Genomic DNA, 11,770 nt, shown 5'->3' with positions numbered 1-11,770 from the left:
CTACAGAGGGCGTCAGGTCAGTCCTTCTCCAGGTTCGGGGACACCGCGCCGGCGGCGGTCTTGCCGGCGGGCTCGTCCAGGGCGGGCTCCAGGTAGATCAGCTTCGCCTCCGGGAACCGCTCCCGGATCTTCGCCTCGGCGGCGTCGATGCCGCGGGCCACGTCCGCGGCCGTGTCGTCGTGGCTGACGGCGATCTTGGCGGCGATGAGCAGCTCGTCCGGGCCGAGGTACTCCGTGCGCATGTGGATGAGGTGGTCGACCTGCTCGACCGACTCCAGGGCCTCGACGATCGCCCGCTCGTGCTCGGGCGTGACGCCCTCGCCGATCAGCAGGCTCTTGGTCTCGATCGCCAGGATCGTCGCGACCACGGCGAGCAGCACGCCGATCGCCACGGTGCCGATGCCGTCCCACACGCCGTCGCCGGTCGCCACGGCCATCGAGACGCCGAACAGCGCGAGGAACAGGCCGACGAGGGCGGCGAGGTCCTCCAGCAGGACGACGGGCAGCTCGGGCGCCTTCGCGCGGCGGATGAACGCCCACCAGGACTGGTCGCCGCGAACCCGGTTCGACTCGACGATCGCGGTGCGGAACGAGAAGATCTCCATGATGATCGCGGCGATCAGCACCCCGAACGCCCAGCCCGGCGCCTTGACGTCCTCCGGGTGGGAGATCTTGTGGTAGCCCTCGTACAGCGAGAAGACCGCGCCGACGGTGAACAGCACGACCGCGACGACGAACGCGTAGAAGTAGCGCTCGCGGCCGTAGCCGAACTGGTGCTGCTGCGTCCGCTCGCGCCTGGAGCGCTTGCCGCCGAGGAGCAGCAGCCCCTGGTTCCCCGAGTCCGCCATGGAGTGGATCGACTCGGCGAGCATCGACGACGAACCGGTGAACGCGAACGCGACCATCTTCGACGCCGCGATCCCGAGGTTGGCGGCCAACGCGGCGACGATGGCCTTGGTTCCACCCTCAGCACTCATCTCTACGCAATCCTCGCTTTTAGCTCTTGAATGGCAGGCACCGGAGTGGGGTCCACGCCCAGCGCGATAGCCAAGTAAACCGTGACATAGTCAGCCAGCGCGATCAGAGTCGCGATTCTCTCCAGCGGATGCTCGCCCTCGGCCCCGATCTCGGTGACCGCCACGCCCCGGTCGCGGGCGATCCGGACGGACGCGTCGCACCGCTTGCGGACCTGCGGATGCTCCTCCACGTCCCGCATCAGGACGAGGTGCAGGCCGTGCTCGGGCTCGTCCACCCGGTCACGGAAGAAGTCGTCAAGGTCGGACGGGCCGGAGGGGTCGGACGGATCGGACGGGCCGGACGAGGCCGGGGCGCGCCCGCCGCGCCCGAAGTGGCCGTCGAACGCCATCACCTGGTTGTGGCCCGCCTCCGGGACCTCCCCGAACACGCCCGGGTACTTGGCGTTCTCGTTGAGCTGGCAGCACAGCCGGTACGCCGCCGTCGCCGCCAGCGCGGACGACCCCCACACCAGCGGCACGTCGCCCGCGATGTCCAGCGCCATCCGCTTGGCCGGGTTGACGAACGGCTCGCTGGACGGGCGGCACCGGTGCGCGACGTCCTCCAGCAGCGCGGCCGTCGACTCGAAGACCATCTCGGGCACGTCCGCCAGCCCCAGCGTGCGCGCCGCCAGGACCAGCGGGATGGTGAGGCCCCAGAGCGTCGAACGCGGCTGCCCCACCGAACGCACCGGGACGAACAGGCCGCGGCTTCTTTCGGACAGCTCCGCGAGCGGCGAGTCCTCCCCGCCGACGAACAGCAGCCTGGATCCACGGCGGGCCGCCTCCACGGCGACCTCGAGCGTCTCTTCGGTCGTCCCCGAGCAGGACACCGCGATGACGAGGTCGGCGGCGCCGACCCAGCCGGGCAGCCGGTAGCCGCGCACCGTCGTCACCGGGACCGCGCAGCCCACGCCGCACACCGCCGCGAGGACGTCGCCGGAGATGCCCGAGCCGCCCATGCCGGCGACCACGATCGCGCGGGGCCTGCCGTCCTCGGCGAGACGCTCGATGCCCGCCTCGGCCGACGCCCGCTGCGCCTCCCGCACCTGCGCGGCCGACGACGCGACCTGCCGCAGCATCCCCCCGGGATCGGCCGCCTCGGCCGCCGCGGCGTCGTCCAGCCGCGCGGGATCGAGCCCTGTGCTCATGGCCGCGCCTCCGCTCGGCGGGTCACGGAGCGGGGGTCCTGGCCTCGTCGACGAGCAGGACGGGAATGTCGTCGCGGACCGGGTAGGCGTAGTGGCACGACCCGGTGCACACCAGCTCGGCGGCCTCCTCGTCGGCGCGCAGGTCGCCGCCGCAGTTGGGGCAGGCGAGGATCTCCAGCAGCCAGGAGTCGAGCTTCAACGTCATAGCAGCGTCACTTCTCCCTCTCGGTGACTTCTCGCGCGGCGCGTCGCTTCTTCGCGGCCGGTCACTTCTTCCGGACCAGGGCGAGGACCTCGTCGCGGATCGCCGCCATGGTCGCGTCGTCGGCCGCCTCCGCGTTGAGGCGCAGCAGCGGCTCGGTGTTGGACGGCCGCAGGTTGAACCACCATCCGGCGGCGTCGTCGCGCACGGTGAGGCCGTCGAGCTCGTCGATCGCGATCCCGGGCCGTCCGGCGAAGGCGTCGCGGACGTTCGCGGTGGCGGCGGCCTGGTCGGCGACCTCGCTGTTGATCTCGCCGGACGCGACGTAGCGCGTGTACTCGCCGAGCAGCTCCGACAGCGGCCCGTCCTGCTCCCCGAGCGCGGCGAGGACGTGCAGGGCGGCCAGCATGCCGGAGTCGGCGAACCAGAAGTCGCGGAAGTAGAAGTGCGCCGAGTGCTCGCCGCCGAACACCGCGCCCGTCTCCGCCATCGTCTGCTTGATGAACGAATGCCCGACCCGCGTCCGGACCGGCGTCCCGCCGTGCTCGGCGACGATCTCCGGCACGGCCTTCGACGTGATCAGGTTGTGCACGATCGAGGAGCCGGGGTGCTTGGCCAGCTCCCGGGTCGCGACCAGCGCGGTGATCGCGGACGGGGCGACGATCTCGCCGCGCTCGTCCACGACGAAGCAGCGGTCGGCGTCGCCGTCGAACGCCAGCCCGATGTCGGCGCCCGTCTCGCGGACCTTGGCCTGAAGGTCGCGCAGGTTCTCCGGCTCGATCGGGTTGGCCTCGTGGTTGGGGAAGGTGCCGTCCAGCTCGAAGTACAGCGGCACGAGGTCGATCGGCAGGCCCTCGAACACCGACGGGACGGTGTGCCCGCCCATGCCGTTGCCGGCGTCCACGACGACCTTGAGCGGGCGGATCGACGACAGGTCGACCAGCGTCTTCAGATGGTCGGCGTAGCCCTTGAGGATGTCGCGGCGCGAGACCGTCCCCGGCTCACCGTCGTAGGCCGGGACGCCGCCCGCGATCATGTCGCGGATCTCGGTGAGGCCGGTGTCGCGGCCGACCGGCCGGGCGCCCGAGCGGCACAGCTTCAGCCCGTTGTACCGGGCGGGGTTGTGGCTCGCGGTGAACATCGCGCCGGGCAGGTCGAGGCTGCCGCTGGCGTAGTACAGCATGTCGGTGGAGCCGAGGCCCGCCTCGATCACGTCCGCGCCCTGGGACGTCGCGCCGCGCGCGAACGCCTCGGCCAGCGGCACGGACGACTCCCGCATGTCGTGGGCGGTGACGACGGCGTCCGCGCCCGTCACCCGCACGAACGCCGCGCCGGCCGCCTCGGCGACGGCGGGGTCGAGTTCGTCCGGTACGACGCCACGGATGTCGTACGCCTTGAATATCTTGGCGAGGTCGCCCACTCCTGCTCCCTGTCCGCTGAGCCCAGTCCCAAAGAAACGGGGTTCACGAGCCTACCGGGAAGGCCGGACGCGACCCGCCGCGACGTCGCCGACGAACGCGAATGCGCGGCTCGAACGTGGATGGGCGGCTCGAACGTGGATGCGAGGCTCGGACGCGGGCGGGAGGTCACTCCTGGCCGGGCTGCGTTCCCGCGGGTTCCGAGCGCAGCACCCGCAGGTGGCCGCGGCGCCCGACCTCCGTGCCCTGCCCGACCGGCTCGTGGCCGGTTCCGGGGGCGGGCCGCGCGGCCTCGCGGACGGCGTCGGCGAGGGCCTCCAGGTCGTCGGCGCTCGGCTCGGTCTCCTCCTCGACGGGCAGCCGCACCAGTTCCCAGCCCATCGGGGCGGTGAGACGCTCCGAATGCTCCGCGCACAGGTCGTAGCAGTGCGGCTCGGCGTACGTGGCGAGCGGACCCAGTACCGCGGTGGAATCGCGGTAGACGTACGTGAGCGTGAACACTGCGGGCGCCTTGCAGGCGGTACGAGAGCAGGTGCGGACGGGGCTCACGATGGCTGACCGTACCTCCCTCCCACCGGCTCCGCCACCACCGGGCCGAACGTGTCGCCGTTACCGGTGGATTTACGGGGCAACGACTACATTCCGTGTGGGTTCGACCTCGCACCGTGCGCCTCCGCCGCGCATGTGCTCGGCGAGGTGGAGAGGTACGCTTGTGGCGTGCGATCCCGTGTGGCAGGCGTACGACGCCGCGATCGGCACGGCCGTGGCGTACGTGGTCCTCTGACGCCCCCGCAGGCTCCGGTCTCACGCACCCGCGCGGAACGGTTCGACGACCTCGTCGACGACGAGGTGCGGCGGCTCGGCGGCCGCTGGGGCCGCGAACTGGCCCGGGTGCGGTTCACGGTCGAGGAGGTTCCGAGCGTCGAGCCGTGGTTCGACGGCCCGGTCCCGCTCGGCCAGACGGTTCCGGGCGAGGGCAAACGGCCGGTCCGCATCACCGTGTATCGGCGTCCGGTCGAGGCGCGGGCGAAGAGCGAGGCCGAGCAGGCCCGCCTGATCCGCGATCTGCTGGTCGAAGAGGTCGCCGATCTCCTCGGCCTCTCCCCCGAATCCGTCGACCCGAGCTACGACTCCCCGGACGACTAGCCCGGGATCAGGGCGCCCTGGGAGTCGGCGGTGTCGGGCAGGTGCACGATGGTCGCGGAGGGCGTGATCGGCAAGATGGTGAACAGGTAGTCGTCGCCCTTGCCCTTGGCGAGCGTCCGGGACGCGTGGACGGGCCCCGAACCCGGCTTCGGCATGATCACCACGCCGTAGGCGGTGCCGTCCTCGGCGTTCCCGTTCGGGGCGGCGAGCGCGGCCTCGACGGTGCGGCCCGCCGGGATCCTGATCTCCTGCGGCGCGCTCTTGCCCGTGGCGTTGATGGTCGTGACCTCGACGGTCGCCGCGCCGGACGGGGCCGTCAGGACGAGCGAGGAGTCGAACCGGTTGTCGGCCACGATGCCCGGCCCCGACCCGGTGAGCGGCGGCGTGGACGTCCCGTAGGCGATGTCGGCGCCGCGGTCGGCGGCGAAGCCCGCGACGATCGGGCGGTCCGCGACGAGCCGGACGGCGGCGGCCTTGCCCACCAGGGCGCCGTCGACGGCCAGGGACGTGACGGTCTTGGCGGGCGCGTCGAGGACGTCCTGGCCCTGCGGGGCGAACGCGCCGTCCTTCGTGATCACCTGCATCCTGATCCGGGCGTCCGCCTCGCCGGGCACGGAGACCAGCAGCCGGCGCTTGCCGGAACCGCCCGGCACGCCGGGCACGACGAGCGACGACGCGGGCGCGGGCGACCGCGGCAGCCACTCGATGCCCTTCTCCTCCCCGGCGCGGACGCGCACGGACGCGGTGACCCGCCCGCCGTTGGTCCGGACGCGCAGCGCGAGGTCGGCGGCCGACTTGACGATGTCGCCGAGCCCCTCCGCCGACCCGCCGATCCTCACGACCCGGGTGGTGTAGGGGTCGACGCGGGTACCGCGGCCGTCGGTGGTGTCGAGCGGGCCCTCGCCGGACAGGGCGGTGAGGTCCACGGACGCGGGCTGGGAGTCGACGTTGGTGAGGTAGAGGTCGAGCTCGTCGGCGGCGACGGGCCCGGGGCCGAGGAACCATTGGTCGGTGGCGGGCGTCGCGCAGCGGGCGCCCGCGAGGCCGCGGTCGTCGCCGTCCTCCTCGTGGGTGGTCTGCTCGGCCGCCAGCCCGGCGGCCATGGCGCCGGTGGCGCGGAGGGTGTAGGAGTCGTCGCCGGATTCGGTGTCCTTCTCCCAGCTCTGGCCCGGCGACGTCATGGACGCGATCGCGGTGCCGCCCTTCGTCGGCGCCATGTCCACGCGGCCGCCCTTCCCGGGGGCCGGGAGGGACTGGACGGCGAGCCGCCCGCCCTCGTGGCCGGGGCAGACCATCACCGCCGACGTGACCGGGGCGTCGTGGCCGTTCGCCGAGGCGTCGCCCGGACGGGAGAACGTCGCGGCCCCGTACAGCGCGGCGACGCCGACGAGCATGAGCGCGGCGGTCGCGTACCGCATGCCGATGACGCGCAGCAGCGTGTCCGTGCTCACGAGGTCGTCGCGTTTGAGGAGCTTGCGCGCGTCCGCGAGTTTGCGCGGGCTCGGAAGCCTGCGCGGGCTCGGAAGCCTGCGCGCGGTCAGGAGCTTGCGCGGGTTCACGAGACCTCCTCCGGCTTCGGTTCCTCCACGGAGGGCGGCGGCGGCTCGTGCTCGACGCGGACGTGGGTCCCGCGGCGCCGTCCGCGCCGCCCGCCGCGCCGTCCGCGGCACCGTTCGCCGCGCCGTTCGCGCTCACCGGGGAACACGAGGTTGTCCACCTGCGCGCCGGGCAGCGCGAGGACGGCGACGAGCAGCACGGCGATGCCCTGGACGACGAGCCAGGTGTGCCGCATCGTCATGGACCTGCTCAGCTCGAACTCGCCACCGGCGGCGGGAATCGCGTAGCCCTGCGCCCAGCCGTCCACCTCGCGTTCTTTGAGGGCCTCGCCGTTCAGGGTGGCGTCCCAGCCACCGTCGGAAGGTTCGGCAAGGAGGAGTGTGCGGGTGCCGTTTCCGGGTGGGATCTGCATGCGAGCGTCGATCCGTCCGGCGGGAAGGGGCGTGACGGTGGGGCCGTCCAGAAGCATCATGCGGGCGGACGGCGATTGGAGCCGCCACACCGCGAACGTTTCCGTGCGGCTGAGGCGCGTCAGTTCGGGTGCCGCGTCGAGGACGCCCGTGACGGGGTCCTTCTTGGGGTGCGGCACGAGGATGTACTGGACGCCCATACGGGTCAGTGCAGGACCGTCGTCGCCTTCGCGACCGGCTGCCAGTCCGGCGACCAGGTCGTCCAGGCGGTCGTGGGCTTCGCCGCCGTCCGCGACTTCGGATTCGCCGATCCGTGGACGGGCGTCCCTGAGCAGGGTGTAGGAAACGCGTCCGCTCGGCTCGCTGTGCAGGACGAGTGTCCTCGCACCGCCCGGCCCGTGGACGAACGCGGGGATGGCGTCCGGGTCGATCTTCCCCAGCGGGCCGCCCGCGCCGCCCGCCACCCAGAACCCGGCGGCCAGCAGGGGCGCGGAGAGCGCGGCCAGCACGACGACCGCGCCGCCCGCCTTGAAGATCAGGCGGCCGCCCGCCAGCGCCTCGGTCCCGCGCTGGACGGCGGCCGTCGCCGCGAGCAGCACCCCGCCGCCCGCGAAGATCAGCGCGACGCCGGGCCAGCCGGGCGCCTCGTCCGCGCCCTTGGCGACCGTCGCGGCGCTGACCAGGATCGCGACGAGCAGCCCGTAGACGCCCAGCAGCCAGCCCGCGAGCACGATGGAGCGGCGGCCGCGCAGCGGCAGCGCGAGGACGGCGACGGCGAGGAGACCGGCCAGCGCCCACGGCTCGGGCGTGCCGGGCCCGCCGGGATCGAGGGCGAGCAGGTCGGCCGCGGCGGCGGGCTCGGACCACCGGTGCAGGCCCGCCTCGGTCAGAAAGCGGGACGGGTTCAGCAGCAGCCCGGCCGTCCACGGAAGCATCAGCAGCGGCGGCACGCCGAGCGCGATGGCGACGTTGCGGCGCGCGCGCCGCCTCGGCCGGTCGAACAGGGCCCACACGGTCGCGGCGGCGATCACGGCGATCAGCCAGGTGAGCGGGACGAACGCCATCGCGACGGCGAGCAGCAGCGCCGTCGCCCACGCCGCCCGGCCCGCGCGCTTGCGCCGCGTCCGGACGTCGAGCGCGGCGGCCTCCGAGCGCGGCAGCCCGTACACGCGGGCGAGGTTCATGGCGATCAGCGGGAGCAGGACGAGAACGGCGGCGGTGCCGAGCCGTCCGCCCGCGATGGCGCCGGTCGCGGCGGGCAGCAGCGCGTACCCGGCGGCGAACCAGGCCCGGACGGCGGTGGCCGGGATGCGACGGACCTTCGCGGGCGCCCGGCGCCCCTTCCGCGGCTTGCGCGGCGGGTCCGGCGCCGGCGCCTCGCGCACCAGCAGCCGGGACGCGCGGTAGGCGGTGAGGCCCGCGAGCGGCACGCTGCCGAGCAGCAGGATCGACACCGCCAGCCACGGCTTGCCGAGCGTCACCGTCGACAGGACGGCGAGGACCCCGACGTAGGGCGGGCTGCCCGCGTCGCTGCCGAGCCCGACCGGATGCCAGCCGGACAGGTACTGCGCCCACAGGTCGCTCGCGCCGCCCCACGCGGGGACCAGCGCGCCGCCGCCGAGCCGTCCGGCGGCGGTGAGAAGGGAGCGTTCCGCGGCGACCGCCACCGCCGCCAGCGCCAGAACGATCACGACGCCGGGACGGGCGAGGAGCCGGCGGATCGGGCCCGGTTCCTCGTCGGACGGGGTCTCGTCCTCCTCGCGGTTCTCCCGTTCCCGTTCGTGGGCGGCGAGGTATTCGGAGATCGCCTCGAACGTCCGGCGCATCACGACCCACCTGGGCTGGAAGCGCCGGACGGTGCGGTACACGCGCTTGCGGCCGTCCGCGCGGGCCGCCCGCGCCGCCCGTATCCGGCCCGGGTCGCGCAGGACGTCGCCGAGCGCGCGGAGCTCCTCCCGGGCCGCGACCGGCTGCTTCGTGGCCGCCAGGAACAGCGCGTGGGCGAGCGACGCCCACACGTTGCGGAGCAGCGACCGCAGCATCGGACCGAGCGGCAGGTTGGCGAGCAGCGTCAGGACGGCGTTGCGGCGGTCGCGGCGGGCCGGATGCTCGGCGGTCATGCCGATCTCGCGGAGCCCGCGCCGGGACGCCTCCGCGTGGTACACGACCGCGTCGGTCGCGGTCACGACCCGGTGTTCGGCCGCGTGGACCCGCCAGCAGAAGTCGAGGTCGTCGCGGAAGATCCCGTAGTCGGGGTCGAAGCCGCCGAGCGCGTCCCACACGTCGCGGCGGACCAGCATCCCGGCGCTGCCGACCGACAGCACGTCCCGGACGCCGTCGTGCTGCCCCTGGTCGAACTCGTGCCGGTCCAGGCCCGTCTCGCGGCGTCCGGCGGCGTCGGCGGTGACACCGACCTCCCGCAGGACGCGCCGGTCGTCCCAGTCGCGGACCTTCGGGCCGAGGACCGCGATGCTCGGGTCGGTGTCCGCGGTCCGCAACAGTTGGGCGAGCGCGTCGTGGGCGGGAGCGGAGTCGTCGTGCAGCAGCCAGATCCACTCGGTGCGGGGCCGGTCGGCAGGGCCCGGTTCGTCGTCGGGGACGGGCGCGGACGCGGCGTCCTGCTGGAGCGCCTCCGCGACGGCCTCCCCGTACCCGGTGGTGCGGGGCAGCGTGAGGATCTTCTCCGCGCCGACGACCTCGGCGAGGACGTCGGGCCCGCGGTCGCGGCTTCCGGTGTCCACGGTCACGACGCGCTGCGCGGGACGCGACTGCGTCAGCAGCGCCTTCAGCGTCTCCGGAAGCCACCGCGCACCATCATGCGCGACGAGGACGGCCGTAACGACATGGCGATCGAGTGTGGGGGGCAAGGGGTCGCTCGATCTGTGGGACGACAGTTTCGGGGCTGAATCATCAGCAAGCCGTGCCGGCCCTGGGGCCGACACGGCTGATAACTGTACGCGCGGCCGCAGGGGACATGCCTCGGATCTCGTAGATCCGCGGGGCGTGACCGGGTCTCCCCTACCCGGCCCCTCCCCACCGATGTCCGCCGCTGCCCGGCGACGGCGTCAGACGGCCTGGCGCTTCAGCTTCCGACGTTCCCTCTCGGAGAGCCCTCCCCAGATGCCGAACCGTTCATCGTGCTGCAGCGCGTACTCCAAGCACTCCGTACGCACCTCGCACGCCCGGCACACCTTCTTGGCCTCGCGAGTGGAGCCGCCCTTCTCCGGAAAGAACGCCTCCGGGTCCGTCTGCGCGCACAGGGCGCGCTCCTGCCAGCCCATCTCTTCGCCGTCTGTGCCGTGCGCCAGCGGGATGACCACCTCGCTCACAGCGCACCTCCCTGCCCGTGGAACCCCCTGGTCAACGCCTTCCCTTCGGTACTTCCCCCGAGAAGACGTTGAAACTACACCGACGAAATTACACGCGTGTAGCGCCCGCCCCGTCAAGCCGATAGAGCTTTCCGGGGCGACAAAACGGCTTATGCCGGGATGGGCCGGGACGGCCTGATCACAAAATCCGGGACCGGATCACTGGGGCGGCGGGGGACGGTTGTCCCGGTACCAGTCGCCGCCGTCCTGCTCGCCGGCGCCCGGCTGGGGCGGCGCGGGCTGGGTGCCCTGCGGCCCCTGCTCCTGCCCGCCGCCGCTGCCGCCGTAGGCGCGGGTCCACTCGCCCATCTCTTCCTGCTCGGTGGGCTGCTGACCCTGCTGGTAGCCGTACTGCTGCTGCTGGTAGTCCTGCTGCTGGGCCTGGCCGTACGCCTGCTGCTCGTAGCCCTGCTGCTGGCCGTACTGCTGCTGCTCGTAGCCTTGGTGCTGGCCATAGCCCTGCTGCTCGTAGCCCTGCTGCGCCGCCTGCTGGCCCTCCGCGCCCGGCTGCTGCTGGCCGTACTGCTGATACTGCTGGTACTGCTGCTGGCCGTAAGCCTGCTGGCCGTAGCCCTGCTGCTGCCCCGGCTGCACGGGCTGGCCGGGCTGGCCGGGCTGGCCGGGCTGGCCGGGCTGGCCGGGCTGACCCTGCTGGTACCCGAATTCGCCGTAGCCCTGCGGCATCTGCGGACGCGCCGGCTGCAGGCCCTGGAACACCGTGTAGACGTACCATCCGCCGACCGCCACGACGGCGATCTTCCCGGCGCCCATCAGGAACACCGACAATTTCGTGAGGGCTCTCGTGGTGTCGGAGTCGGCGAGCATTCCCGCGAGCCAGCAGATGACGCCGAACAGCGCGATACCGCCGAGAACGCCGAGCGCCCCCATGACGATCGTCCGGGCCTGCGGCGTGGGCGTCTCGCCCCACGTCACCAGCAGGACCGCCAGGACGAGGAGACCGACCGTCCCGAACTGGAGGAACATCCCGTCGCGGGTCTCGGCCAGCGCGCTGAGCGTGAAGGGGCCGTCGTCGCCGAGAAGCAGGATGATGCCCGCGAGCAATTGCAAACCCGCCGCGGCGAGCAGTCCCCAGGCGGCCGGTTCGCGCAGGCGCTGGACGGCTTCCTTGTTCACGGTGAATTCTCCCAGACCGAGGCAATCCGACTACACAGCAAAGCTTTGCACACCCTATCCCCCAGGGGGGCGACCCCCTGGAACCCCCGTCACGGCGCAGGCGATCCTCACGCCGCCGTTGCGGCCCGTCGTGCCCGTGACGGGCGTGCGCGGCGCTCCGGTCGCCTGCGCCGCCGGGTCGTGCGGCCTCCGGCGCTGGGCGCCTACGGCCGCACGACCCGTAACCGGGGTTGAGGTCTCCTCCAAGAAGGCCCGGACGTTGCAGGACCACAGCCCTCAACTCCGCCGGTGACGGGGGTTCCAGGGGCCGTCCGCCCGGGCTAATACAGTTCTCCTATGAAGATCGTGGCGTTGGCGGGTGGGATCGGGGG

10 protein-coding genes are annotated in these 11,770 nt (G+C 73.0%); 1 reads left to right on the top strand and 9 read right to left on the bottom strand.

What is annotated here, in order from left to right; all coding sequences use genetic code 11:
• Positions 1–17 precede the first annotated feature (17 nt).
• The 5 genes from E1264_RS13970 to E1264_RS13950 form a co-directional block, all read right to left on the bottom strand.
• Positions 18–977: a cation diffusion facilitator family transporter gene (locus E1264_RS13970; protein ID WP_132173393.1), complete on the bottom strand. Its 960-nt coding sequence runs from the start codon at positions 975–977 to the stop codon at positions 18–20.
• A 2-nt stretch (positions 978–979) separates the two neighbouring features.
• Positions 980–2,164: an SIS domain-containing protein gene (locus tag E1264_RS13965; RefSeq protein ID WP_132173391.1), complete on the bottom strand. Its 1,185-nt coding sequence runs from the start codon at positions 2,162–2,164 to the stop codon at positions 980–982.
• A gap of 22 nt (positions 2,165–2,186) precedes the next feature.
• Positions 2,187–2,369, bottom strand: a complete 183-nt coding sequence (locus E1264_RS13960) for a Trm112 family protein (RefSeq protein WP_132173389.1) — start codon at positions 2,367–2,369, stop codon at positions 2,187–2,189.
• A gap of 61 nt (positions 2,370–2,430) precedes the next feature.
• The gene (locus E1264_RS13955; RefSeq protein WP_132173387.1) at positions 2,431–3,786 is read right to left on the bottom strand and encodes a phosphomannomutase/phosphoglucomutase; all 1,356 of its coding nucleotides are present in this window, start codon (positions 3,784–3,786) and stop codon (positions 2,431–2,433) included.
• 166 nt (positions 3,787–3,952) lie between these two features.
• Positions 3,953–4,333 (bottom strand): DUF3499 domain-containing protein, encoded by a 381-nt coding sequence (locus E1264_RS13950; protein WP_132173385.1) that lies wholly within the window; start codon positions 4,331–4,333, stop codon positions 3,953–3,955.
• A 168-nt stretch (positions 4,334–4,501) separates the two neighbouring features.
• Here E1264_RS13950 and E1264_RS13945 point away from each other — a divergent pair, with 168 nt between their 5' ends.
• On the top strand, positions 4,502–4,930 hold the full coding sequence (locus E1264_RS13945; protein ID WP_240807589.1) for a metallopeptidase family protein: 429 nt from the start codon (positions 4,502–4,504) through the stop codon (positions 4,928–4,930).
• Here the strand turns inward: E1264_RS13945 and E1264_RS13940 are convergent.
• The 4 genes from E1264_RS13940 to E1264_RS13925 all read right to left on the bottom strand — a co-directional run bounded on the left by E1264_RS13940 (position 4,927) and on the right by E1264_RS13925 (position 11,399).
• The gene (locus E1264_RS13940; protein ID WP_132173383.1) at positions 4,927–6,489 is read right to left on the bottom strand and encodes a DUF5719 family protein; all 1,563 of its coding nucleotides are present in this window, start codon (positions 6,487–6,489) and stop codon (positions 4,927–4,929) included. The genes E1264_RS13945 and E1264_RS13940 overlap by 4 nt on opposite strands.
• Positions 6,486–9,764, bottom strand: coding sequence for a glycosyltransferase family 2 protein (locus E1264_RS13935; RefSeq protein WP_132173381.1), 3,279 nt, complete (start codon positions 9,762–9,764; stop codon positions 6,486–6,488). Before E1264_RS13935 ends, E1264_RS13940 begins: the two co-directional genes overlap by 4 nt.
• Positions 9,765–9,962: 198 nt before the next feature.
• Positions 9,963–10,178 carry a WhiB family transcriptional regulator gene (locus E1264_RS13930; protein ID WP_171064042.1) on the bottom strand — a complete coding sequence of 72 codons (216 nt, stop codon included), beginning with the start codon at positions 10,176–10,178 and terminating at the stop codon, positions 9,963–9,965.
• Positions 10,179–10,424: 246 nt separating this feature from the next.
• Entirely contained in the window at positions 10,425–11,399 is a 975-nt protein-coding gene (locus E1264_RS13925; protein ID WP_132173379.1) for a hypothetical protein, read from the bottom strand.
• Between the last annotated feature and the right edge of the window lie 371 nt (positions 11,400–11,770).

Origin of the sequence: Actinomadura sp. KC216 (assembly GCF_004348535.1) — a bacterium.
Lineage (GTDB): Bacteria > Actinomycetota > Actinomycetes > Streptosporangiales > Streptosporangiaceae > Spirillospora.
This window is presented reverse-complemented; position numbering and strand designations above follow the sequence as displayed.

Bases quoted from the DNA above. Each gene is read 5' to 3' on its own strand.
- E1264_RS13960 (WP_132173389.1), bottom strand. From the start codon at position 2,369: ATGACGTTGAAGCTCGACTCCTGGCTGCTGGAGATCCTCGCCTGCCCC.
- E1264_RS13930 (WP_171064042.1), bottom strand. From the start codon at position 10,178: ATGGGCTGGCAGGAGCGCGCCCTGTGCGCGCAGACGGACCCGGAGGCG.
- E1264_RS13970 (WP_132173393.1), bottom strand. From the start codon at position 977: ATGAGTGCTGAGGGTGGAACCAAGGCCATCGTCGCCGCGTTGGCCGCC.
- E1264_RS13965 (WP_132173391.1), bottom strand. From the start codon at position 2,164: ATGAGCACAGGGCTCGATCCCGCGCGGCTGGACGACGCCGCGGCGGCC.